Source organism: Acidobacteriota bacterium, assembly GCA_026393675.1.
Classification (GTDB): domain Bacteria; phylum Acidobacteriota; class Vicinamibacteria; order Vicinamibacterales; family JAKQTR01; genus JBAXOX01.
Genome location: JAPKZQ010000039.1, coordinates 29,312 through 52,734 on the forward strand (window position 1 = coordinate 29,312; position 23,423 = coordinate 52,734).

The 23,423-nt window shown below is 64.5% G+C and carries 19 protein-coding genes and 1 pseudogene; 12 read left to right on the top strand and 8 right to left on the bottom strand.

Annotated features, from left to right (window positions below; genetic code table 11):
* Positions 1-42 precede the first annotated feature (42 nt).
* Together NT151_09260 and NT151_09265 are read left to right on the top strand one after the other, a co-directional pair.
* Positions 43-1,758 carry a peptidase M4 gene (locus NT151_09260; protein ID MCX6539104.1) on the top strand — a complete coding sequence of 572 codons (1,716 nt, stop codon included), beginning with the start codon at positions 43-45 and terminating at the stop codon, positions 1,756-1,758.
* Positions 1,759-1,797: 39 nt separating this feature from the next.
* Complete coding sequence (locus tag NT151_09265; protein ID MCX6539105.1) at positions 1,798-2,127, top strand: hypothetical protein; 330 nt, start codon at positions 1,798-1,800, stop codon at positions 2,125-2,127.
* On the opposite strand, the gene NT151_09270 is transcribed toward NT151_09265, so the two are convergent.
* Positions 2,117-2,401, bottom strand: coding sequence for a DsbA family protein (locus NT151_09270; GenBank protein ID MCX6539106.1), 285 nt, complete (start codon positions 2,399-2,401; stop codon positions 2,117-2,119). The genes NT151_09265 and NT151_09270 overlap by 11 nt on opposite strands.
* Here NT151_09270 and NT151_09275 point away from each other — a divergent pair.
* Complete coding sequence (locus tag NT151_09275) at positions 2,400-3,320, top strand: ABC transporter permease (protein MCX6539107.1); 921 nt, start codon at positions 2,400-2,402, stop codon at positions 3,318-3,320. The two genes, NT151_09270 and NT151_09275, sit on opposite strands and share 2 nt — an antisense overlap.
* Before the next feature lie 133 nt (positions 3,321-3,453).
* On the top strand, positions 3,454-4,251 hold the full coding sequence (locus NT151_09280) for an ABC transporter permease (GenBank protein MCX6539108.1): 798 nt from the start codon (positions 3,454-3,456) through the stop codon (positions 4,249-4,251).
* Here NT151_09280 and NT151_09285 read toward each other — a convergent pair.
* Entirely contained in the window at positions 4,245-5,627 is a 1,383-nt protein-coding gene (locus NT151_09285; protein ID MCX6539109.1) for a tetratricopeptide repeat protein, read from the bottom strand. The genes NT151_09280 and NT151_09285 overlap by 7 nt on opposite strands.
* Before the next feature lie 150 nt (positions 5,628-5,777).
* Here NT151_09285 and NT151_09290 point away from each other — a divergent pair, with 150 nt between their 5' ends.
* Both NT151_09290 and NT151_09295 read left to right on the top strand, forming a co-directional pair.
* A complete protein-coding gene (locus NT151_09290; GenBank protein ID MCX6539110.1) occupies positions 5,778-6,404 on the top strand; it encodes a sigma-70 family RNA polymerase sigma factor in 627 nt (208 codons plus the stop codon).
* On the top strand, positions 6,401-7,189 hold the full coding sequence (locus NT151_09295) for a zf-HC2 domain-containing protein (protein ID MCX6539111.1): 789 nt from the start codon (positions 6,401-6,403) through the stop codon (positions 7,187-7,189). Before NT151_09290 ends, NT151_09295 begins: the two co-directional genes overlap by 4 nt.
* A gap of 10 nt (positions 7,190-7,199) precedes the next feature.
* Here NT151_09295 and NT151_09300 read toward each other — a convergent pair whose 3' ends face one another.
* From NT151_09300 to dnaK, 6 genes and pseudogenes are all read right to left on the bottom strand, one after another.
* On the bottom strand, positions 7,200-9,458 hold the full coding sequence (locus NT151_09300; GenBank protein ID MCX6539112.1) for a hypothetical protein: 2,259 nt from the start codon (positions 9,456-9,458) through the stop codon (positions 7,200-7,202).
* A gap of 29 nt (positions 9,459-9,487) precedes the next feature.
* Positions 9,488-11,401 (bottom strand): hypothetical protein, encoded by a 1,914-nt coding sequence (locus NT151_09305; protein MCX6539113.1) that lies wholly within the window; start codon positions 11,399-11,401, stop codon positions 9,488-9,490.
* A 410-nt stretch (positions 11,402-11,811) separates the two neighbouring features.
* Positions 11,812-12,504 (bottom strand): hypothetical protein, encoded by a 693-nt coding sequence (locus tag NT151_09310; GenBank protein ID MCX6539114.1) that lies wholly within the window; start codon positions 12,502-12,504, stop codon positions 11,812-11,814.
* 132 nt (positions 12,505-12,636) lie between these two features.
* A complete protein-coding gene (locus NT151_09315) occupies positions 12,637-12,819 on the bottom strand; it encodes a hypothetical protein (protein MCX6539115.1) in 183 nt (60 codons plus the stop codon).
* Between the two features lie 18 nt (positions 12,820-12,837).
* Entirely contained in the window at positions 12,838-13,281 is a 444-nt protein-coding gene (locus NT151_09320; GenBank protein ID MCX6539116.1) for a hypothetical protein, read from the bottom strand.
* Positions 13,282-13,824: 543 nt separating this feature from the next.
* A pseudogene (gene dnaK / locus NT151_09325) lies at positions 13,825-15,333 on the bottom strand (molecular chaperone DnaK).
* A gap of 1,664 nt (positions 15,334-16,997) precedes the next feature.
* Here dnaK and NT151_09330 point away from each other — a divergent pair.
* From NT151_09330 to trpC, 6 genes are all read left to right on the top strand, one after another.
* A complete protein-coding gene (locus NT151_09330; protein MCX6539117.1) occupies positions 16,998-17,501 on the top strand; it encodes a transposase in 504 nt (167 codons plus the stop codon).
* A gap of 346 nt (positions 17,502-17,847) precedes the next feature.
* A complete protein-coding gene (gene aroE / locus NT151_09335; GenBank protein MCX6539118.1) occupies positions 17,848-19,305 on the top strand; it encodes a shikimate dehydrogenase in 1,458 nt (485 codons plus the stop codon).
* Positions 19,302-20,777, top strand: a complete 1,476-nt coding sequence (trpE, locus tag NT151_09340) for an anthranilate synthase component I (GenBank protein ID MCX6539119.1) — start codon at positions 19,302-19,304, stop codon at positions 20,775-20,777. Before aroE ends, trpE begins: the two co-directional genes overlap by 4 nt.
* Before the next feature lie 63 nt (positions 20,778-20,840).
* Positions 20,841-21,410 carry an aminodeoxychorismate/anthranilate synthase component II gene (locus tag NT151_09345; protein ID MCX6539120.1) on the top strand — a complete coding sequence of 190 codons (570 nt, stop codon included), beginning with the start codon at positions 20,841-20,843 and terminating at the stop codon, positions 21,408-21,410.
* Positions 21,411-21,424: 14 nt separating this feature from the next.
* The gene (trpD, locus tag NT151_09350; protein ID MCX6539121.1) at positions 21,425-22,465 is read left to right on the top strand and encodes an anthranilate phosphoribosyltransferase; all 1,041 of its coding nucleotides are present in this window, start codon (positions 21,425-21,427) and stop codon (positions 22,463-22,465) included.
* A 51-nt stretch (positions 22,466-22,516) separates the two neighbouring features.
* Positions 22,517-23,423: indole-3-glycerol phosphate synthase TrpC (gene trpC, locus NT151_09355; GenBank protein MCX6539122.1), on the top strand; the 907-nt coding region annotated here is incomplete at its 3' end.

Genomic DNA, 23,423 nt, shown 5'->3' on the forward strand with positions numbered 1-23,423 from the left:
CTGTACACACTCGACCCGTCGGTTTCGGATCGTTTGGGCGGTGTGGCCACCGCGAATGTGCCGTACGAGAAGCTGGAGCTTGGTCCCACCGGATCGCTCTTTCAGGTGAACTGCGAGGGTGCGCCCAAGCCGCTCGAATCGGCGCCGCTGAACCTGGACGATCCCAACCTTCTCCTGTCGGCCGGCCTGATGCCGACGCCGGCTGACGGACGCTTTCACCTGCAGATGGTCTACGCGGTGTGCAGCCTGACCTATTCCGCCTTCCGGCGGGCGCTTGGGCGGGACATCGCCTGGGCCACCGCGGCGCCACCCGAGGGCCCGCATCGTCTCGTGGTGCGTCCCTTCGCGTTCCGGGGCCGCAACGCGGGTTACAGCCGCGAGGCCGGCGACCTGTCGTTTGGGTATTTCAGCGCGGGACGTGATCCGGCCGGCTTCGTCATGCGCAAGGGCCTGATCTGTACGGCCCTCAGCCATGACATCGTCGCTCACGAAACCACGCACGCCCTCCTCGACGGTCTTCGGTCGCTGTTTCAGGTGCCCACCAACGTCGACGTGCCGGCGTTCCACGAAGGGTTCGCCGATCTCGTGGCGCTGTTCCTTCACTTCAGTTACGCGGATGTCGTGGAGCGGGCCATTCGTGAATCGCGGGGCAGCCTGGTGCGCGGTTCTCTGTTGACCGATCTGGCCCGCGAATTCGGCTACGCACGATCGAAGGCGGGAAAGGGCTCCGCGCTCCGATCAGGCGTGGACGTCGACGGGGTCGCAGCCTTCGATTCCGATGTGCCGCTCTCGAACGATTCGCGACCGATGTCGTACGACGAGGCGGGAACCGAGCCGCACGCGCTCGGTTCGGTATTGGTCTCGGCGGTGTTCGAGGCGTTCACGACGGTCGTGCGGCGCAAGACCGAGCGCCTGTTCGGCATCGCCGGCCTGGATGCCCGTACAGCCGGGCAGACACCGATCAGCGACGCGCTCGTGAAGGCGATCGCCCAGGAGGCGAGCGATGTGGCCGGCCAGTTCCTCAACGTCTGCATCCGCGCGATTGACTACTGCCCGCCGGCTGACATGGAGCTCGGCGAGTACCTGCGGGCGCTGCTCACCGCCGACAGCGAGATGGAACGGAGCGACAAGTGGGGATTTCGTGAATCGCTGATGCGATCGTTCCGGCGTCGTTCTATCTTTCCCGATCACGTCCAGTTCCTCACCGAGGACGCGATGGTGTGGCACTCACCCGAGGCAACCCTCCGAATTCCCGCTCTCGCCTTCCGCGAGCTTCGGTTCGATGGCGAACCGGGGCAGCCGGCCGACGTGAAGGAGTTGAGGCGCCAGGCGCACGCCCTCGGGACGTTCGTCACCGCTCCAGAGCACGCGCGAGTCTTTCACCTCGTGGCGCCGGGTGCGCCGCTTCCCAATGGCATCGTTCAGGCGTCGCCACCGACGGTGGAGTCGATTCGTGTGAGTCGGCGCGTCTCCCCGGATGGGCGCGTACTGTTCGATCTGGTGGCCGAGGTCACGCAATCGTGCACGGTCCGGCGGGCGGGCGATCTGTTCGACGTAAACGGCGGCAGCACCATCGTCATCGACCCGCAGGGAGAGATACGGTTCGCCATCTACAAGAAGTTCGACAGTGAGACGCGGCAGGCTCGCCAGCACGCCGCGATGCGCGGGCCGCTCTCCAGGTTCTGGAAGAAGACCGGGCGGCGTTTCGATCTGCAGCCGGACGTGCTGCGCCTGCTCCACACTATTGGCTCAACTTGAGATCAAGGACGGGCCGGACGTGCTGGACGATGGCGCAGTATGAGCAAGAGCCTTTTCCCGAGAGACTTCATGTTTCAACTGACGCCTTCGGAGAACTCGAAACTGGTCGCAAGTTGCGACCACCTGTTTCGCCTCAGGTTTGCCAAGGCACTGCCCCGCGCTTTTACGGAGTACGGAGCCATCACGGCCGCGAGTGTGCTCAACTCGAGACGCGCGGTTGAGGTCGCGGTGTTCGTCGTGCGTGCGTTCGTCAAGATCCGGCGGGTCCTCTCCGAAGATCGAGAACTGGTCCAGCGTCTTACAAAGTCGCTATCCGCTGCTGTTGTCCTTCTGTCCGGAGCGGGCCAAACAGGTAGCGTTACTGAGTGAGGGATCTCAACAAGGCGTCAAAGGTGGCAAACGGGACGGCGCCCACAACGGTCTGCGACCCAATGATGAAGGTCGGCGTGCCGCTGACGCCGTACTGCTGCTGTCCGGCTATCTTCATGTTCGTGATGCCGCTCCGCAGATCGGCGAGAGCGAGACACGCGTCAACCTCCGCGCCGGTCATCCCCGACTGGGCGACCACGGTCTTGATCGCGCTGGTCGGATTCGCGCTGCCTACCCAAGTCGCCTGCGCCTGTGGTCTATGATAGACGCGCATGTGGCGCTACCTTGCACGTCGTCTCCTGCTGACAATCCCGGTGTTGCTTGGTGTCGCCACCCTGGTCTTCCTGCTGATCCACCTGGTTCCCGGCGATCCCGCGCAGTCCATGCTCGGGGAGGGCGCGGCACCTCAGGAGGTGGCGGCCCTGCGTTCGCGGCTCGGGCTCGACCAGCCGATGCCAGTGCAGTTCGGCCGTTTCATCACTGGCTTGGTTCGTGGCGATCTCGGCACGTCGTTGCGTACCGGTGAGCCGGTGGCCGCGTCGATCACGAGCCGCATGCCGGCGACCGCGGAACTGGCCATCGCGGCGATGGTGGTCGCGCTCCTGATCGCGGTGCCCCTCGGCGTGGCGGCGGCGGTCTGGAAAGGCACCTTCGTCGATCATTGCGCGATGACGCTCGCGCTTGTCGGGATCTCAATCCCGAACTTCTGGCTGGGCCCGATGATGGCCATCCTCTTTGCGGTTGAACTGGGATGGCTGCCTGTATCCGGAAGAGGCACGCTCGCGCATCTTGTCCTGCCATCCCTCACACTTGGTGCCGCGTTGGCCGCCATTCTCGCCCGGATGACCAGAGCCAGTCTGCTCGAGGAACTCCGCGAACTCTACGTCACAGCGTCGCGGGCACGCGGCGCCTCGCGAGCTCGCGCGGTCTGGCGTCACGCCTTTCGCAACAGTCTCGTGCCGGTTGTCACCATCGTCGGTCTTCAATTCGGATCGCTGCTGACCGGCGCCATCATCACCGAGACGATCTTCTCGTGGCCTGGCGTGGGACGCTTATTGATCCAATCGATCAACTTCCGCGACTATCCCATGGTGCAGGGATGCATCCTCCTGATTGCGGTCACCTACGTGATGGTCAATCTCGTGACTGACCTCGTCTACGGGTGGCTCGATCCGCGGATACGGCTGGCGTAGCGCTTCGACTCGCAGAAGCCGCTGTAGGTTCTTTCGAGGCGATCGGGCGGAAGATGCTTGCTCAGCGCTACGTCCTGAGCGAATACGCTCTTTCGCGAGTTCATGAGTCGAAGGACGTAGGAGATCAGGCGCGATGCCGCGTGTCGGAGCCATCATCGTTCTGGTGACCATCCTGGCAGCCCTCGTGGGGCCATGGGTCGTGCCCTACGATCCGGCCGACCAGGTACTGGCCGACCGGCTGGCGCGCCCGTCGATGCGGCATCCGTTCGGGCTGGACGAACTCGGTCGGGACGTGTTGTCGCGCGTGCTGGCCGGCGCGCGAATCTCGCTGCTGGTGGGGCTGTCGGTCGTGGCGGCCTCGGCGGGCATCGGGACGATCCTCGGATCGGCGGCGGGCTACTACGGCGGATGGATCGACGAACTGATCAGCCGCATCATCGACATTCTGATGGCGTTTCCAGGCATCCTGCTCGCCATCGCCCTTGTCGCCGTCCTCGGCCCCAGTCTGACCAACGTCGTCTTTGCGCTCGCGTCAATCGGCTGGGTGGGGTATGCGCGGCTTGTGCGTGGCCAGGTGCTGCGCGCCCGCGAGTTCGAGTTCGTGCAGGCCGCGCGGGCGCTTGGCGCTGCGGTGCCGCGGGTCATTGGGCGGCACGTGCTGCCGACGGTGCTGACGACTGTCGTTGTTCAGGCCAGCCTGGGCATGGCAGGCGCCATCATTGCCGAGGCGTCACTGAGCTTCCTGGGGCTCGGCGTGCAGCCACCGACCGCGAGCTGGGGCACGATGCTGGCGGGGGGACGCGCACACCTGCTGGACGCGCCGCATTTGACCATTTTTCCGGGTGTCGCGATTGCGTTGCTCGTGCTGGGATTCAACTTCCTGGGCGACGGGCTGCGCGACGCGCTCGACCCGCAGCGCCCCCATCACTGAATCTGGCGTTGGAGGTCGAGCAGCGCTGGATAACGCGGGTTGTGTTCGAGGCCGCGTGCGACGGTCGCTCGGGCCGCCCGCGCGTCCCCGAGCCTGAATTCGGCCGTCGCCAGCCGCACCAGCAGGGCAGGAGCGGGCGTGATATCGGCGGCCCGGTGCCAGGCCCGAATCGCCTCCCGCTGATCACCCAATCGCTGACACGTATCGCCGAGACGTTCCAGTACCGCCGCGCGCGTCTGGCCTGTTTCCGGCGTGAGTGCCGCCCAACGCTCGAGCGACGTTCGGACCGCAGGCAGTCGGCCGAGGCGCTCAGACGTGTCTGCGAGCATCAGCAGCGTTGCCGGACTCAGGGGTAGCATGTCCGCCGAATGTTGAAGGGCGGCGGCCGCCCCGGTCAGATCGCCAGAGAGCATCAGCGCCTTTCCGTAGAGCGCCAGCGCGTCTCCCGACACGCGCGGGCCGCGTGTCAGCGGCTCGAGTGCCTCAAGGGCCTTGCGCAGGGCCACGCGATCGAGCCTCGGCTCGGCCGCATCGAGCCACACCCTCCCGAGTGTCAGGTAGATGACGGCATTGTCCGGGTAACGTTCGGCGGCGCGCCCCAGCACGCCAATGGCGACGTCGGTGCGTCCCGCACGCGCATAGGCACGGGCCACCGCGGCCTGCCGCTCTGGCCGGTCCGGCTCCAGCGTCGCGATGGCCTCGAGCTGGGCAATGGCGTCGCGCGGGCGGCCGACTGTCTCGTAGACATCCGCCAGCGCCTCCCTGGGCGCGATCAGCCCGGGCGACAGGCGATTGGCCTGTTCGAGGGCGCGCAGCGCCTCGGTGGGTTGATTCTGCGACTTGAGGCAGAGGCCAAGCAGATAGTGGGCTTCCGCGAGGCGCTCGTCGAGCGCCACGGCCTTGCGCAGGGATGGGATGGCCCCGGTGGTGTCGCCAGCCCTGAACTGGGCGAGTCCGAGCTTGTAGAGCACCCGTGGATTGCGATCGTCGAGATCGACAAACTGGCTGTAGCTTTCGACCGCCTTGCCGTAGCGCTCGAGGCTGTAATTGACGTCCCCGAGCAATTCGGCCGGCCGTTCGGCAGCCGGGTCCAGCCGCGAGGCGATCCTGAGATCCTTCAGCGCGTTGCCGAGATCGCCCCGCCGCCGGTAGGTCTCCCCGCGCTTGAGGTACGCGATCATCGAGTCGCTCTTGAGGGCGAGCGCGCCGCTATACGCCTCGATGGCGGTATCGGTCTGGTCGGCGGCGAGCGCCGCATCTCCGCGTCCAAGCAACTGCTGGTACTCCCGCTCCCGGACCACGGCTGCCCAGACGGCAATCGACAGTCCAGCCAACAGCGCGACCACCAGCAGCACGCCAATCCAGCTGCGTCCCATGACGAGTCTATGGTAGCAGGAGAGGGAACTTTTGCTCGTTCTTCGTGTCTAAGCTTTACAGGAAGCAGGGTTTGGGCCTGCCCGGGGGTCGCAGCACCGGGACGCCTGACAGGGAACTGGGAACTTGCTATAGTTCACGGAGACACGAACGTGGCCGAGGAACTATCTTTGAAACAAGCGCCTGCCCTGGGTTGGCCTGACGTTGCGGATCGCGAAGCGGTCCTGGTGCGCCGGTGCACCACTGGCGATGACGATGCGTGTGCGACGTTGGTGGCGGACCACCAGCGCATGGTCTTCCAGTTGGCCCTGCACCTGCTGGGCGACTACGAAGAAGCACGCGATCTCTCCCAGGACGTCTTCTTCCAGGTGTTCCGCACGATTGGCCGGTTCAGATGCCAATCTGCGTTGCGGACCTGGATCTATCGCATCGTCATCAATCAGGCCCGCAATCGCCAGCGTTGGTGGCGGCGGCGCCACCGTTCTGAGCAGGTGTCGCTTGATGCGCACCTGGAACAGCATGGCGACCGCGCCCTGGCGGACTCGGCTATTGGCCCTGACGGGCAGCTCAAGCGGAAGGAAACCGCATCGAAAGTCTGGCTCGCGCTGGACGCATTGCCGTTCGATCAGCGGACGGCCGTCGTGCTTCGGGAGATTGACGGATTGAGTTACGAGGAGATCGCGTTCTCGCTCGGTGTCGCGGTTGGAACGGTGAAGTCGCGGCTGACCCGTGGGCGCGAGGCGTTGCGGGCCCGCTTGCGTGAGACGAGGGCGGTATGAACAGGCTGTCGTGCGGTGCGGTTCGACGCCGATTGTCGGCGTTCCACGACGGCGAGCTGCCACTTGAGGAGCAGATTGCCGTCGAAGCGCATCTGCGTGGATGCCAGGCGTGCGTTGGCGAGGCGAGCGATCTGCAGGAGCTGGGTGAGCTGGTACGGTTGGGTTCTGCCGAGGTGTCCGAGCGGTTGAGCGGCGATCTCGACGGGCTGCAGTCCGAGATCCTGAATCGCCTCAGAGTCGAGCGCGAAGAGTCCGTGCCCGCGCAGGTGTCGCGGGCCTTTGTAGACATGCGCCTCGGCTTCGCGGCCGTGGGGTCGACGCTGGCGACGGTCGTATCGATTCTGCTGATGTTCGGGATGCTGTATTTCGGTCCCCGAAGCGAGCGGTCCGACTCCCTGGCTGGTCTGATGGAGACGCTTGGCGCCCAGTCTGTGGGAAGCGAAGCAGGCATGCTGATGCCGCGCTCGGCCGGCATCGGGATGGTGGCCGATGGCGTCTTCAGCGAAGAGGATGCGGTGCTGGCGCTCTCGGCGGTGGTGACGCGGGGAGGCCGGCTCCAGAATCTGGAAGCGGTGCTCTCGGAGCAGCCGACTGCTGCGGATCGCGATCGCGTGCTGCGGCTGCTCGATCAGCTGTCGCGCGCGCGGTTCGAGCCGGCGCGTGTCGGCGGGTCTGCGATTGCCGTCAAGACGGTGTGGTTGTTCGCGCACACGACGGTACGCGGCAAGATGCCGCTCACGCCGAAGCAGAGCGGCCTGGCACGGGTGCAGACGCAGCTCGGCTAGCGGCGCCAGGCTATTTCGCCGGCGGTTCCACCTTCAGCGTCGCCATGTTGTTCAGGGCGTCTGACGCCCTGACAACGGTTCGGTCTACCGCCTCAGGATCGACCTTCAGCGTATAGCGAGCGTGTCGACTGTCGCCGATTCCGTCGGCGGGGACGAGCGTCTGCCAAGGGCCCGCGTCCACCGAGTACTCGACCCTGTCGATCGCCGACAGCGAGTCGCGTACGTCGATGACGACCGTCGCCATCGCCCCATCGCGCGTGACGCTCGCGACCGAGATCGACGGTGGCGTGTTGTCGATGTCGAATCCGTCACTCTCGAGCGCTCCAGTCAGGGCCTGGCCCTGGGGATTGCCGGGCTGATCGCTGGCGACGACCCTGATCATGTAGGTGCCATCGGGGACAGAGGTGGTATCCCATGTCAGCAGTTGATCGCTCGTCGCACGTCTGAGCGGCTTCCATCCGGACGAATCCACCCTGCGATAGAAGACGTCGAAGTTCAGCCGATCGTCGTTGTCATCGTCCGCCTTCCAGGTGAAGGCTTGCAGCCCCTTCTGATACATCTTCCGCCCAAGCGCGGGTCCAGCCTCGGGAGTTGGCGGAGGTGCCGTGCCGAGTGGCAGAGAGTAGACCGGAGCCCTGGCGTCGGCCGGGACATCGCCCAGGCCCGCGATTTCAGCCTCTCCGGTCGGGAACGGACGTTGATACACCATGCCAGGTGGGAGCACCGACAGGGAGGTGACGCGCGGTCGCGCATTGCGCTGCCGGTAACCGACCTTTACCGATACAAGCGATGGCCCTTCCTTGTCGGCCGGTGTCGCCGACAGCACCGCCTTCCACTGGAAGTAGCGTGCCGCGGGATTCTGCAGCGCGTCACCATCGGGCCGGGCGTACGGACCCGACCAGGCACTCCACGTGTCGTCGGGGGCTGACGTGTTTCCAGATCGCGTGAACATCTGCACGCGGGCCGCGCCGCTCGTCTGTGCGCGCCAGCTCAACGTGCCCCATGTCGCCACCATGCCGGCGTCCTTCACATCCGAGAGGTAGGTGCCTTCGGCTGCACGGTCGCCCGCGAGCGCGTAGATCTTCGCCGGGTTCGACGTGGCGTAGTAGCGTGCCTGACCCACGACCAGCACCGACGTGATCTGCTGCCCACCCAGCCTGGTGACGAGCGTCGTGCGTGCGGGATTCCCCGCGACGCGGAAGAGCTTGCCACCATTGCCTGTCGCGACCGTGACCGCGCCGCCGTCCTCTACCCAGATGTCGAACGGCGAGTCGTCTTTTGACTCCCAGATGATCTCGGAGCCTCCATCCTTGTCGATCCGATACACCGCGCCCTTCGCGGTTGTCTTGTCCTGCGTCCGGCCTGCCGATGATCCGGGCTGACCTGTCACGGTGGGCGAATCGGCGACGGTGATCGACATGATCTCGGTCGACACCGAGCCGCCGGGCGGGGTCTTGGGTACGTCCACAATCGGGGCACCGGGCGAACGATCGTCGCCAGCCGAACTCTTGCCGTTGACCGCGGCCGCATAGACCGTTCCGTCAGCGCCCACACGCAGGGCGCGCAACTCGCGGAATGGCGAGTCGAGGAGCGCGAAGGCTTTTCCGGCCGGGTCAATGCGCAGCACGCGACCCGGTGAATCGGTTGAGGCGAACAGTTGACCGCTTCGATCGAAGGTGAGCGAGGTGACGTGCTTGGTCTGAGTCCGGTAGAACACTTCGCCAATGCCTGCTGCCGTGACGCGATAGATCAGCCCTTTGTCGCCGGTGCCGACATAGAGCCGTCCCTGCCCGTCAATGGCCAGCGACCAGATGTACTTGTCGTCCGGATCGAAGTAGATCGTCGCGCGGCCCGCCGCGTCGACGCGGTAGACCTTGCCGTCGGGCGACGTCCCGACCAGCAGCGCACCATCGGGTGCGGCGAGGATGGCGTGCACTTCGAGTTCCTTCGCCTTGAAGAACTCCGTCACTTTGCCCCTGGCGTCGATCCTCCAGACCTGGCCATCATTGCCACTTCCGGCAAACACCGCGCCGTCGGGGCCCGCCTGCAGGGTCCAGATGAAGGGCACCGTGGCTTCGTACAGCGTCTTGACGACCGGCCCGAGGACAAGCCGGCCCGAATCGTCGACCGACAGGCTGTCGACTTCGCCCTTCATCATGTCGGCGTGTGTCGACACCTGCCAGAAGCGGGGCGAGGTGGCCTGGCTCGTGGCCACGCAACACGCCATCAGAGCGGCCAGAACAAACAACCGGTGTCGAAACGCCATCATTGCGGGTAGACCTTTCGCGTGTATCGGGCTCACGGCCGTTGACCGCGGCCATCGAGCAAGAGCGTGAGCGTGCGCTGTCCCGACACGGCCAGCGACGTCCGGATTTCCCAGGCGCCAAGCGTGGCTTGTTGGAGTGATGTGCCGCCGCCACCGGCCCGGTCGCCTTCCATCACGCTGAGCACAGACGAGGGCAGGCCGGGTAGCGTCTCGCTGGCGACGATCGCGCCGGCGTTGCGCCCCAGCAGCCTGACGTACACCCTGTTGTTGTGCCGCGTGTCGTTGAGGCGACGGATCAGGCCGGCTGCCGAATCCGGTCCGAGCACGGCGCGGCCGTCGCGAGCCTCCCATTGGGCGAGCCGGGGGCCATCGGTGACGAGCAGCGTGAGCGAGTCGTCTGTGTTGAGCGGAATCGGGATCGGAACCGTGTGCAGGACATCTTCGCCACGCCAGGTGCGCAGCAGGATCTTGAGGGGCACCGTTCGCCCGGGGCGGATGGCGGTGGCATCGATCCACACGCGCTCGATGGTGGCCGTGCGGGGGTGCTCGGTGGCCTCGATGGTGAGATCAACCGACTCGATGTCGACCGGTTCGCGGTCGTTGTTGAGCAGGGCGCCAAGCGGCCCCACGACAGAGGCCGACGCGGTCACCCCCGGCTGATCGCCCACATAGATCTCGTCCAGTTCGACGTCGGCCTGTCCGCGAATCGCCACGCGGCCCCGCAACGCGTATGTCGCGGCGCCGTAATCGCGTTCGTGCGACGCGAAGGTGTTGAAGAGCGCCGTGAAGACGAGCAGTGGCGTCAACAGCGGATCGTCGGCCACGTGAAAGGTGAATGTTCTGCGTGAACGGCCTGCGCGGTCGAGGGACACATTCACGGTGATGGCGCGAGGACCTGCGCCGAGTGTGCCCGAGACCGCCGTCGCGCGGTCCTGCTGGATGGTGCCAATCACCTCCCCGATCGACGAGAGTTTGATCGAATTGAGCAGGCTCGGCAGCACCGCGTGTACATACGCCCGCGTCATCGGAAACCGCGTGGGGCCGACGTTGTAGAAGGGATGGCCGAACGCGTAGACGCGATCGCCGTCGACCTCGGTGACCGTGCCGGTCGCGCCGAAGCTGAGGTCGCCGGTAATCAGGGCCACGCCTATCGGATCGCCCGGCCGCAGCGGTCCTGTCGACGCCTGCTGGGTCGTCGCTGCCGTCGTGGTCGCGCCCGCGCCGCCGGGTGCGAGGATGAAACCCGCCCGCTCGAACAGATTCAGGATCGGCTGAATGGCGACCGCATCGAACCCGCCGGCGACGAGCGGTGTCGCAATCGGTCTGAGCACGGTGGCCGTGCGGCCGTCGTACGCGCCGGCGAGACCGTTGTACGAGACGTACGCCGCGGACGCGGCAAACGGTACGACAGGGCTGAGCGCGTGCTCGAACGACGTCGCCATCCCGGCCGAACCCATCAGCGCGGGCATGGGCCGTCGTTTGACGGCCGTCGCCGCGTCTGGACCGGTCGTCGCTGCAATCATCTCCTCGATCGGCGTGATGCCCGCGATGGGTTCCGTCGCGAACTGCCCGAGCGAGTAGGAGATCGCGCCGAGCAGGCGGCCATCGATGTACACGGGGCTGCCGCTCATGCCGGCGATGACGCCGGTCCTGGCGAGCGGTCCCCCTTCGATGCGGGCGAGAATCAAATCGCGTTTCGGCCCATTCGTGTTGCGCAGCACGCCGATGATGTGGACCTTGAAGTCCTCGATGGTCGTGCCCTGGAACACCGTCCGGCCGACACCAATCATGCCCGGTTCGACTTCGTCGACGGACATGTAGCGGCTGGCTGCCGGGGTGTCCAACGCGAAAAGCGACAGCGAGAGAAGCAGGGCGGCAGTGCGGCGAAACGTCATGAAGGGCAGTCGTGCTCCCGTCAGGGTTGACTCGATGTCGCTGAGTTTCACTAGCTACATGATAACCACTCCCGGAGTGGTTGTCCGGGAGTGATTGTCACTTCGGCTGGGGCCGCGCACTGACTGGGGCCGCCCACTGGAGGCCGGGGCTTCAGCCCCGGCACTCAGCGAAGCAGACCCAGCCAGCCGACAAGGCGAGTGGTCGGCTTCAAGAGGTGGGGTTTGCACATCCGGCGACCGATCCCAGAGCCGAGGCCGCGCGTTCGTCGTCCGATCCTCACGTTCGTCGTTTGGTCGCACGGCAGAGGCCGCGCACTGGAGGCCGGGTCTTGAAACCCGGCGCCGGGATCCAGTCTTCATGGGGTCACGCTGCCTGGCCGTCGACGAAGGACGGTGGCTGCTACATTTTGACGGCCGGCGAGGAACAGCGTCGGGCGCATGAGTGCCGGTGTTGTGTTTCGCTACTCTCGTCTTGGCTGTTCGGGAGGAACCGTGGGATTCGATGCCGAGCGAAGCGCCTCGAGCATCCCCTTGTAGTCCTTCAGCGAGTACGCATCATGGTAGCGTTTCTCGAATGCAGCGATCTCGCTTCCGTCTCGGACCATCCAGAAGAAGTACGCATGTCTTACGCGCGAGACTCGCAGCCGGGGACAACTGAGAGTGGCGAGGGCGGCTTCGTGTTGTTCCGCCGCTGGCCGCCGTACGATCCGACACTTGCCTGGCTGGATCCTCGGGTTGCCACGTTCGTTGTCTAGAAAGGCCGATACGTAGGCGTTGCCGTAGGCGGGGTTCTTCTCGATTCCCGGAAATTCCAAGCGATTGTGGTAGCTGAACGATCCGTGCGCTATCGAGGTCGTCAGCATGACTTTGCTGGCAAGGACCTCGCGGTTGATCCTCTCGACGACATCCAACAACGTCTGCAGGCCAGCATGGCTGCCTTGGCCAGCCCCGCGAACGAACAGAACTCCACAGTCGGAAATGAACAGCCCATCGACCCTTGGTTGGCCGTTCTGTCGGTGGAGTGCGTCGTAGCCGGCTTGGTAAAAGCAATCCAGTGCGCGAACCGCCCGTGACTCTTCGGTCATCATCTTCCTGAAGCCGGAGATGTCCATGTACGCGACAAAAGTCGTTCCGCTAAAAGGGTCCAGCGGCATCGATCACCCCGAACGTTCAACGAGCGTCTACCGTCACATTGCAGCCGCGGCCGACGCACGACATTGAGCTCACTTGCCGCACCCGTACTGCCCAGACCGTCGCGTGAAGTGTCAGACCCTTCACCGAAGCTATCATTCCGTTTCCTGGCGGTCGAGCCTTTGAAGCAGCTCCTGCCTGGCCTCATCTTCCGTGTCGAACCACCGGTCTGTGGTTCTCGGCGGGGGAAACGGTTGGCCGTCGCTGTAGTCGTCGGGCAGATCGAGAACGCACCACTTCTCGTTCACGCTGCTTTGGTACATCGTGTGCCTAGCCATCCTCTTGAATCCGCGTCTTTAGTAGACGATGCTGCCGCCACGAGGGGCGGACTGAGCTTTTTTCAGAGCAGCAGAACTATCAGGTACTTTGTGAGCCAACACCTTGACCCAGTACGGCGTCTTGCTTTCTGTGAGGTACGCGGTGACGACGTAGAGAACGCCGCCGACAACAATTCTGGCCGCGCCCTCCCGCGTCGGGTGTCCCTTCTGCGAGGGTCGAATTCTCCCCATGGGAACCACGACTCCTTCGATTCGGAGCCACGTCGACAAACCGTCGGGCAGTGGCAGATTGTTCTGGGAATACTCGTAGAATGCGTTGCCGGCCTTGCTCTGCCTGCGACCGATCGAGATCCGGAAAGGGCCGGACAGCCTATCGGTGGGAACGCCCTGTTGCGTCGAGAATTCGGCACCCAGATCGAGCAGTCGCACCTGCTCACCCGTGGAACGAAGGAACTCAAGCATGACCGATTCTGGAGCTTGTGCCGTAGGCATGATACCTCCCTCGAGGAATTAGCGGTCCATCTTCACGAGGGTGGATGGCGTCAATTGTTGGTCAAGCGCCCGTCGCTCATCCACTCGCATTTGGAAACCGCCCGCCGCCCGCTGGCATTATTGCCGCCATTCATTGAGGAGGCAAGTTGTAGTGCCGTGGATGGCGAATGCCAATGCCGCTCAAAATCGGCAGTGGTGGCGTAGATGGCTTCGTCGAAGTCTCGCCACCGGTCGACTCGATTCTTGGTACAGCCCATGTCAGTACTCGTCAGCCTACCCTCACAGACGGGGATCGAGTCAATTGGTGCCGAGAGGTTCTGTGCGCATCCGCCTGCACTTGGGGACTACCGACCGCGGGCGCATTGTTGTCGCATTCCAGCCCGGAGGCAAGTCCCTCCGCTGGTGTCGTGTGGATTCGACCGTTCAGCGCGTGTTAGCCGTCACTTGGCTCTCGTCGGGGGGGCACTCCAGCGATACGATCGAGTGTTCACAGTCGCACCGCCATAACGTCTCCAGATCTGAATTGGTCTTGATGAGGGTCTTCTGTTCCTTGCCCGTGCCCATTTCCTTGACGGTCACGTTGACCGTGCCGTTGGCATCGATATCAAATGTGATTTCAATCTACGGAACGCCACGCGGCGCGAGCCGAATGCCGTCGAAGTGGATCCGTCCGAGCGTGCGATTGTCGCGCGCAATCGGCCGCTCACCCTGCAACACATGCACCTCCACGCTCGATTGACTGTCGGCCGCCGTCGAGAACACCTCGCTTTTGCGCGTCGGAATCATCGTGTTGCGCGGAATCAGCGTCGTCAGCACGCCGCCGAGCGTTTCAATGCCAAGCGAGAACGGCGTCACGTCTAACAGGCACAAGTCCTTCACTTCACCGGCCAGCACGCCAGCCCGGATGGCCGCGCCGAGCGCGACTACCTCGTCGGGATTGACGCCTTTGTACGGCTCTTTGCCGAACACGTCGCGCACTATCTGCTGCACTCTCGGAATGCGGGTCGATCCACCGACCAGCACAACCGTGTCAATCTGCGACGGCTGAAGCCCCGCGTCGGCCATTGCCTGCTTGACCGGTCCCACGGTCTTCTGGAGCAGGTCTTCGACCAGTTCCTCGAACTTGGCCAGAGTCAGTTTCAACTGGAGACTCTTCGGACCGGTCGCATCCGCGCTGATGAACGGCAGAAATATCTCCGTCCCCAACACCGTCGAGAGTTCTATCTTGGCGTTCTCGGCGGCCTCGCGGAGCCGCTGGAGTGCCCTCCGGTCCTTCGTCAGGTCGATCCCGTCGCTCTTCTTGAACTCGGCCGCTACCCACTCGATGATTCGTTGGTCGAGATTGTCGCCGCCGAGATGCGTGTCGCCGTTGGTCGACTTGACTTCGACCACGCCCTCACCGACTTCCAGGATCGATATCTCGAAGGTGCCGCCGCCAAAGTCGTACACCGCGACCGTCTCGTCCTCTTTCTTGTCGTGCCCGTACGCCAGCGCCGCGGCAACAGTACTGCTAACGACCCTCATAACGTCCAGCCCGGCAATCGCTCCGGCCTCCTTGGTGGACTGCCGCTGCGCGTCGTTGAAGTACGCCGGGACGGTGATGACTGCCTTGGTGACCGGCTGCCCCAAATACGCCTCTGCCGCCCGCTTCAGCTTCTGCAGCACCATGGCAGAGACCTGCGCCGGCGCGAAGCGCTCCTCCTTGCCCGACACCTGCACTTGCACGGCCACGTGGTGTCCGTCACGCACGACGCAGTACGGCACCATCTTCATTTCTTCACTGAGTTCCTCGAAGCGTTGTCCCATGAACCGCTTGATGGAGAACACCGTGTTCTCCGGGTTGGTGATTGTCTGTCGCTTGGCAGCCTGCCCCACGAAGCGCTCGCCAGTCTCGCTGAACCCGACGACACTTGGCGTCAGCCTGCCTCCTTCGGCATTGGTGATGACGACTGACGCTCCGCCCTCCATGACCGCGACGACCGAATTCGTGGTTCCGAGGTCGATTCCGATAATCTTGCTCATCGATATGTCCCCGCTGGTGTGCAATCCGGCCCGCGACGTTCATCGATGTATGTCGGTGTCGCCTAGCCAGAGCTGCTCTGTGCCGGTGAGGCGCTTAGCACTTCCCCAAGAAACTTGGTCAGTCGCCGTTCGACTGCTTCAAGACATGGAACGAGGTCGGCAGCTACGTGTGCCGGCTGCGAATCAACCTCTACTGCGGCGACTCCGATGGCACGAAGGCGATCCTCCAGGCAAGGATGGCTGTCCGTCGGGTGTGTGACTCCGTTGTCCATCTTTGGATCCAGCTTCAACCCGACAGAGCGGGCGACGCCGTCCGCAAAGACCGCCGACAGATTTATCGGGAGGTGACCGCTTCTGGCTTGCTCTGAGAACCATGCCGTTGCCGACCGGAAGAGCGGCACGGCCGCGATTGCCTTCGTTAGCGAGGAGGCGACTGCCTGAGGAGAAGTAACCAGGGGCGCAATTGAGTCCGCTCGCAACTCCCGAGCACGGCCAATCCGGGATTCGAGCCTGCGAAAGACCGCGAGATACCGCTCCAAGACCAAGAGTGGGACCCAAAGACCGACCGACATGGCAGCCGCGGCCTCGCCATCCGCATCGGCGACTCGGCGAAGCCCGGCGATTGCTTCCGATGCGCCGCGGTAGACAGGGTAGAAGCGTCTACTGTAGAAAGTGTCAGCTCCCGTGAAATGGGACAACTCATGAACAAGGACAGCCGTCAATTCGGACACCGTCAATAGTCGCAGTAGCGGTCCAGACAAGCACAGCGTCTGCCCTCGGACATGCCCCGCGACAGTATGGACTTCTGCTTCCGTAACGAAGAACGACGTGCCAAGCTCAATCACGACGGATTCGGGTTGGCGGCATTCCAACCGTGCTCCAATCTGTCCTAGCAGACGAAAGAGGTCCGGCGCATCTTGTTGGCATATGGGTAGAGCCAGTGTGTGCACTCGGATCCGCCGCACGGACAAGAACCCGGCTCTTACTATCTGCCACAATCCAATGGCGCACCCAACCATGATCAACACGTATCCCAGCACTCCTTTCATCGGGATCCTTACCCTCGCGCCCGGTGTCGCCAGGTACTCAAACAACGAACCAAGCAGCCAACTCAACCCTCCAGCAACGGCGAGTATTAGACCTGCACAGAGCGCCAGGGCCAAGTACATTCCCGGTACGAAGAAGAGGGCGAGGGCCAATCTCCCACGATGATCCGCCATGACCCGCCCAGCAAGCGCAGCATTCTGGGCTGTCCCAGTACCCACCGCCATTTTGGCGATCTGCTGAATCGTCGATGCCGCTGTTGGATCCGGCCGCCGCTTCCAAGCCGATTTGATGCTCTTAAAGATGTCGAGAGAGCTTGGCATGCACTCCTTGCCGCTCGGGCATCTGGCGTTGGCCAACCGCCCGAGCACCGGACTTCGAATGCTAGCCACGCTCCGTTGGAACTTGCAAGGGAATCCGGTAAGCGCCTCCCCAAGGTCGCTGCGTGACGTGCTTCCCCCGCCTTGTTGCCGGCCCCGCCCAGACTCGAGGAGGTGCTGGCGGCGCTAGGCACCGCAGGCGGCCGAAGCCGCCGGTTGAGAGTCCTTGGCAGGAACACCGTGCCAACGGCTGCCACGCATCTAGCAAGACCGCTTCAACACGGCTCGGACCTTGCACTCGTGTTGGCTCTGATGAGCCGTCCCCATCGCCTCGATCCAAGTGAGTATGTCGGCATCCGTCAGTACTTCCTGACCATTTGCACGCACCAGCGCAATTGCGAGTTCGGCGATGCGGACACGATCGCGCTGGTCTGGGCGCAATTTCTGCGCGTCTCGGTGGCCGCACAGTTCGCAATTCTTGCTTACTGCTTCATGCCCGACCACCTGCACGCCATTGTCACGGGTCAGTCGGAGAACGCCGACTTCCGAGGCTTCGTGCGTCGCGCCAAACAGCGGTCGGGTTTTGCGTTCGCGCAGGTTGCGGGGCGCCGATTGTGGCAGGAGAGTTACTTCGAGCGGTTGGTGCGTAGCGACGAGCGCGTCGCAGAACTCATCAAGTACATCATCGAAAACCCTGTTCGGGCAGGGTTGGTGGAAAGGTTGACCGAGTATCCGCACTGGGGATCTCAGATCTATTCGCGCGAAGAGCTCCTGGAATTCGTTGCGCGTGAATGCCGGGTCTGAAGACCCGGCCTCCAGCTTGAATACCCACTCCTCCAGTGTGAAGACCCGGTCTCCAGCTTGAGTACCCCCTCAGACAGTGTGAAGACCCGCCCTCCAGCTTGGACAGAATGCCGGGTCTTCAGCCCCGGCACTCAGGTGCACGGCGTTTGACAGAGTGGAGGCCCTCTGGTAGCCTCTTCGCAGGAAATGACGAAATCTCTCAGCGGCATCACCGTGTATCCGACTTGGTGGTGGTGGTGTGTCCAGACCAGCTGAGAGGCTTGATTCCTAAGATCGACGACGCGAGATAGACCACAAAGCCTTTTCAGCCAACCGGCTGGAGAGGCTTTTTTCGTTTGTGATGTCCATGGCAGAAGGCCCAGGAATCTGCGCCACGGTGACGGCCCGCACGATGGCCGACCTGATTCGCGTCCGCGACGGGGTTGCGGGTGCCGACCTGGTCGAGATGCGTCTCGACACCGTGCCGGATCCGGATGTTGATGCCGCGCTCAAGGGCCGCCGTCTCCCGGTCGTCGTCACGTGCCGGTGGACCGCCGAAGGTGGCCACTTCACAGGGACTGAACAGGAGCGGCGCGCGCTGCTCCTGCGGGCGCTCGGTGCGGGTGCCGAGTTCGTCGACATCGAGTGGCGGGCAGGACTTGATGATGTGATCCGGTCGCGCCACGGACGCAACGTCGTGCTGTCGTACCACGACTTCGGGGGCGTGCCCGCCGATCTGTCCTCGCGGGTGGACGCGATGCTGGCCACCGGCGCCGAGGTCGTGAAAGTGGCCGTCATGGCATCGCGGCTGAGCGACTGCCTGCCATTGCTGCAACTGGGTCGGAAGCATCGAGGCCGGCGCATCGTACTTCTGGCGATGGGCGAGGCCGGTCTTGTGACGCGCGTGTTCGCGGCGCGGTTTGGATCGTGCTGGACCTACGCCGGCGAAGGCGTGGCGCCTGGCCAGATGAGCACAGCGCAGCTCATCGGCGAGCTGGCGTTCCGACGGATCGGTGCAGACACTCGCGTGTATGGACTGTTCGGTCGCGGGATCTCGCATTCGCCATCGCCCGCGATGCACAACGCCGGATTCGCCGAAGTAGGCGTCGATGCCGCCTACGTGCCGTTGCCGGCCGCAGATGCTGATGATGCGATGACGTTTGCTCGCGGATTCGATCTGGCTGGCGCCAGCGTGACGATACCATTCAAGGTCGACCTCTTCGGTTGTCTCGATGATGTCGATCCCGGAGCGAAAGCCCTCGGCGCCATCAACACCCTTGCGCACGCCAACGGCCGGTGGTCGGGCACCAACACCGATGGACAGGGATTTGTTGCAGGCCTGCGCATTGATGTGCCACGCGGAACCCGGGTTGCGATCCTGGGGACAGGCGGCGCCGCGCGCGCGGTGGCAACGGCCCTCCGGGACGCCGGCGCGAATGTGACGGTGTTCGGGCGCTCGGCCGATACAGCCAGGGATGTGGCGACCGCTCTCGGCGTGTCGGGCGCGGCGCGTCCGGTGCCGCTGTCGAGCTGGGACCTGCTCGTCAACGCGACGCCGGTCGGGACGTATCCCGACGTGGAGCGGACCTCGTTTCCCGAAGGTGTGTTCGATGGCGGAACCGTCTACGACCTGGTCTATCACCCAGAGAAGACGCGACTCCTTCGCGACGCCGAACTGGCAGGATGCCGGACGATCGGCGGCCTCACCATGTTGATTGAACAAGCCCGGCTCCAGCAGGCGTGGTGGACGGGCCGTACGCCGAGTGTCGCCGCGCTCCATGCCGCCGCGGTCCGGACGCTCGCAACCCGAACGGAACAGTCATGAACCTCACGACCTTTGAGCAGTTTGTCGAATGGGCCAAGCAGGGAACGTTTGTGCCGGTGTGCAAGGAGATCATGGCCGATCTGCTGACGCCGGTGTCGGCGTTCCTGAAGATCGCGGAGCACTCCGACTACGCGTACCTGCTGGAAAGCGTGGAAGGCGGCGAGCAGGTTGCCCGCTACTCGTTTCTCGGCAAGGATCCGTTCCTGATCCTCCGCGCCGTCGACGGCGTCGTCACCCTCGAGCGCAGTGGCACCACGACGATCAGCGAGGAGGGCTTTGTCCCCACGTTGCGACGGGTGATGGCCGAGTTCCGCTCGCCCTCCGTGCCCGGCCTGCCGCGGTTCACGGGTGGAGCCGTCGGGTTCATGGGGTACGACGCGGTCTCCTGGTTCGAGCCGGTCATGCTGCAGCCGGTGTCGGAGGCCGATCCGGTCATCGATCAGGCCGGCTTCATGTTGTTTGACACGGTGCTCGCCTTCGACCATGTGCAGCACCGCATCCTGATCATCGCGAATGCCCGGATCTCCGCCGATGATGACCTGCACGCGCTCTACCAGTTCGCGTGCGCGAAGATCGAGTTTCTCGAGCGCGAGTTGGAGCGCAACCTGTCGCAGGGAGAACGTCAGACGGCCGCGCCAATCGATATGCCGCCAAACATGACGCGTGAGCAATTCGAACAGCACGTGCGCTCGGCCAAGGAGTTGATCGCGGCGGGGGACATCTACCAGGTGGTCCTGTCGCAGCGCTTCGAGGCGGACCTCGATGCCGATCCCTTCGCCGTCTACCGGGCCCTGCGTCACGTAAATCCGTCGCCATACATGTTCTTCGTGAAGATGGCTGACGTGTCGATGGTCGGGGCATCGCCCGAGATGCTCGTGCGCGTGGAAGGCCGGCGGGTGGAGACCCATCCGATTGCCGGGACGCGCCCGCGAGGGCCGACCGCCGAGGAGGATCAGCTCCTGGCAGAGGAACTGAAGGCCAGCGAGAAGGAGCGGGCCGAGCACGTCATGCTGGTCGATCTCGGCCGCAACGATATCGGGCGGGTGTGCGAGTACGGGTCGGTGCGCGTGTCCCAGTTCATGGCGCTCGAACGCTATTCGCACGTCATGCACCTGGTCTCGATTGTCGAGGGCAAGCTCGCCGAGGATCGCGATCGGTTGGACGCGCTGGTCTCCTGCTTCCCGGCGGGGACGGTATCTGGCGCGCCAAAGGTCCGTGCGATGGAGATTATTGCGAGCCTCGAGCCATCCCGTCGCGGTGCCTATGGCGGCGCGGTGGGATACCTCGACTTTGCGGGCAACCTGGATTTCTGCATCACGATTCGCACCGTCGTCATCGTGGGCCGCCGGGCCCTGGTGCAGGCTGGGGCGGGCATTGTCGCCGACTCGGACCCGACGGCGGAATTTGAAGAGACGCGCGACAAGGCGCGAGCGATGTTTCGCGCGCTGGATCTGGCTCAGCAGGGGTTGTAGGACGGTGCGCGCGACTCGGGCTTCGGCCCGAGAGGCGTCGGGTGAAGCGAGAGGGGCAACGACGTGTTGTTGATCATCGACAACTTTGATTCGTTCACCTACAACCTCGTCCAGTATTTTGGCGAGCTTGGGGCGACGCCCGTCGTGTTTCGCAGCAACGCGATCACGATCCCGGAGATCGACGCGTTGCGGCCGGAGCGCATCGTGATCTCGCCCGGACCCGGCCGGCCCGAGGATGCCGGTGTGTCGGAGGACGTGATCCGGGCCTTCGCTGGCAAGTTGCCGATTCTCGGCGTCTGTCTCGGCCATCAGGCGATCGGGCACGTGTTTGGGGGGCGCGTCGTGCGCGCGCCGCGGCCGAGGCACGGCAAGGTGTCGTCGATCGAGCACGATGGCAAGGGCCTCTTCCAGGGATTGCGGGGCGCGTTTGACGCCGGTCGTTATCACTCGCTGGCGGTAGCCGAGGACGGTTGGCCGGCAGACCTCGAAGTGACCGCGCGCGCCGCCGGCGATGGCGTCGTGATGGCGTTGCGGCACAGGACATGGCAGGTACACGGCGTCCAGTTTCATCCGGAGTCGGTGCTGACCCCCGAAGGCAGGCACCTGCTTCGCAATTTCCTCAATCTCAAGTAGCGGAGGCGCATGCCATGCTGGGCGATCTGCTCCAGACCGTGATGCGGCGGCAGGATCTGACCGCTGATGAAGCCAGGGCCGCGATGGATGCCATCATCGACGGCCACGCGCGCGGCGCCCAGGTGGCAGGTCTGCTCGTGGGCCTGGCCATGAAGGGCGAACGCCCGGACGAGATCGTCGGGTTCGCGCGCAGTATGCGGGCACGGGCGGTCAGCATCCGCTCCCCGGAGGGTGGCACGGTCGACCTGTGCGGCACCGGCGGAGACGGGGCCGGCACGTTCAACATCTCCTCTGTCGCCGCCATTGTCGTGGCCGCCTGCGGCGTCACCGTGGCGAAGCACGGCAATCGGTCGGTCTCGAGCCGGTGCGGCAGCGCGGACGTGTTCGAGGCCCTGGGCGTGAACGTCGCGGCGCCGCCTCCGGTCGTCGAAACGTGCCTTGCCGAGACCGGCATGGCGTTTCTCTTCGCCCCGGTGTTCCATCCCTCCATGCGAAACGTCGCCGAGGTGAGAAGGGAACTGGGCGTGAGAACCGCGTTCAACCTGCTTGGCCCGCTGACCAACCCGACCCAGCCCAGACGGCAGCTCATCGGCGTGCCGAGGCCCGAACTCACCGAGTTGATTGCGCGGTCGCTCTCGCTGCTCGGTTCCGAGCGTGCGTGGGTGGTGCATGGTGCCGACGGGCTCGATGAGATCTCGACCACCGGCTACACGAAGGTGTCCGAGTCGCGTGGCCGCACGGTCAACACTTTCTATCTGCATCCGGGCGACGTCGGCTTGCCGAAAGCCACGCCCGCATCACTCGCCGGAGGCGACGCGGCCACTAACGCGGAGATTGCGCGAGACATCCTTCGGGGCACCAGAGGGCCTGCGCGCGACATCGTGCTCCTGAACGCCGGGGCCGTGCTGCTGCTGGCAGGCAAGGCGGACACGCTTCGCGACGGCATCGCACGGGCAGGAGAAGCGATCGACTCCGGCGCCGGACGGGCCGTGCTCGATCGTCTCGTATCTGCGTCTCACAACGTGGGCGGCACGTCTGTGAAAGGCGAGGCATAACCAGTGGGGCAACCGGCCGGCGCGTCCTCCGCGAATCTGTTGGATGCGATCGTGGCGGCGTCGCGACGCATTGTCGCGACGCGGCGCGCCAGCGAGTCGGCGACTGCACTGGCGAGTCGCGCGGCCCAACGTGAGCCACGGGGCGTAGCGTTTCGGGAAGCCGTGGCGCGCACGGGACGGATCAACGTGATTGCGGAGTGCAAGCGCCGGTCACCGGCACGTGGCGTGTTGCGGAGGGACTACAAACCTGGCGACATTGCACGGGCGTACGAGGAGGGCGGCGCGTCGGCGGTATCCGTCTTGACCGAGCCCACCTTTTTCGATGGGTCTCTGACGCATCTGGAGGAGGTGCGCGCCGCGGTCGCACTCCCAATCCTCCGCAAGGATTTCATCATCGACGAGTACCAGTTGCTGGAGGCGAGAGCCGCCGGCGCCGACGCGGTCTTGCTGATTGTCGCGGCGTGCGTGCCCTCCGAGCTGACCGCATTGGTCGAAGCCGCCCGGACGATGGGGCTGGCTGCACTGGTCGAGGCCCACACAGCCGACGAGATCCGCCAGGGCATCGATGCGGGCGCGACCATCATCGGCGTCAATAGCCGAAACCTGAATACGCTGGCCGTGGATCTCGGAGCCTGCGACGCGTTGGTCGGCGAGATTCCGCCCGGGTGTGTCGCCGTCGCCGAGAGCGGCATCCGATCACTCGAGGATGTGCGTCATCTCCACGCGATTGGCTACCAGGCCGTGCTGATTGGCGAGTGGCTGATGTCGGCGGGCGATCCCTGTTCGACGCTCCAAACGGTTGTTGGGATGGCTGGCGCGGCCACGCTGGAGCGTGGCGATCCGTGCGCCTGTAAGTGTGCCATGACCCGAGAGGTGCAAGTCCTCTCCAGGCAAACGCTCTCCGGCCTGAAGCCGACGATTACTGCGCCGCCGCGAGGCGGGGTGGGGAGCTATCGGA

Coding starts and splice junctions, on each gene's coding strand:
- NT151_09265 (MCX6539105.1), top strand. CDS start 1,798: ATGAGCAAGAGCCTTTTCCCGAGAGACTTCATGTTTCAACTGACGCCT.
- NT151_09275 (MCX6539107.1), top strand. CDS start 2,400: ATGTGGCGCTACCTTGCACGTCGTCTCCTGCTGACAATCCCGGTGTTG.
- NT151_09270 (MCX6539106.1), bottom strand. CDS start 2,401: ATGCGCGTCTATCATAGACCACAGGCGCAGGCGACTTGGGTAGGCAGC.
- NT151_09280 (MCX6539108.1), top strand. CDS start 3,454: ATGCCGCGTGTCGGAGCCATCATCGTTCTGGTGACCATCCTGGCAGCC.
- NT151_09285 (MCX6539109.1), bottom strand. CDS start 5,627: ATGGGACGCAGCTGGATTGGCGTGCTGCTGGTGGTCGCGCTGTTGGCT.
- NT151_09295 (MCX6539111.1), top strand. CDS start 6,401: ATGAACAGGCTGTCGTGCGGTGCGGTTCGACGCCGATTGTCGGCGTTC.
- NT151_09300 (MCX6539112.1), bottom strand. CDS start 9,458: ATGATGGCGTTTCGACACCGGTTGTTTGTTCTGGCCGCTCTGATGGCG.
- NT151_09310 (MCX6539114.1), bottom strand. CDS start 12,504: ATGCCGCTGGACCCTTTTAGCGGAACGACTTTTGTCGCGTACATGGAC.
- NT151_09315 (MCX6539115.1), bottom strand. CDS start 12,819: ATGGCTAGGCACACGATGTACCAAAGCAGCGTGAACGAGAAGTGGTGC.
- NT151_09320 (MCX6539116.1), bottom strand. CDS start 13,281: ATGCTTGAGTTCCTTCGTTCCACGGGTGAGCAGGTGCGACTGCTCGAT.
- aroE (MCX6539118.1), top strand. CDS start 17,848: ATGGCAGAAGGCCCAGGAATCTGCGCCACGGTGACGGCCCGCACGATG.
- trpE (MCX6539119.1), top strand. CDS start 19,302: ATGAACCTCACGACCTTTGAGCAGTTTGTCGAATGGGCCAAGCAGGGA.
- trpD (MCX6539121.1), top strand. CDS start 21,425: ATGCTGGGCGATCTGCTCCAGACCGTGATGCGGCGGCAGGATCTGACC.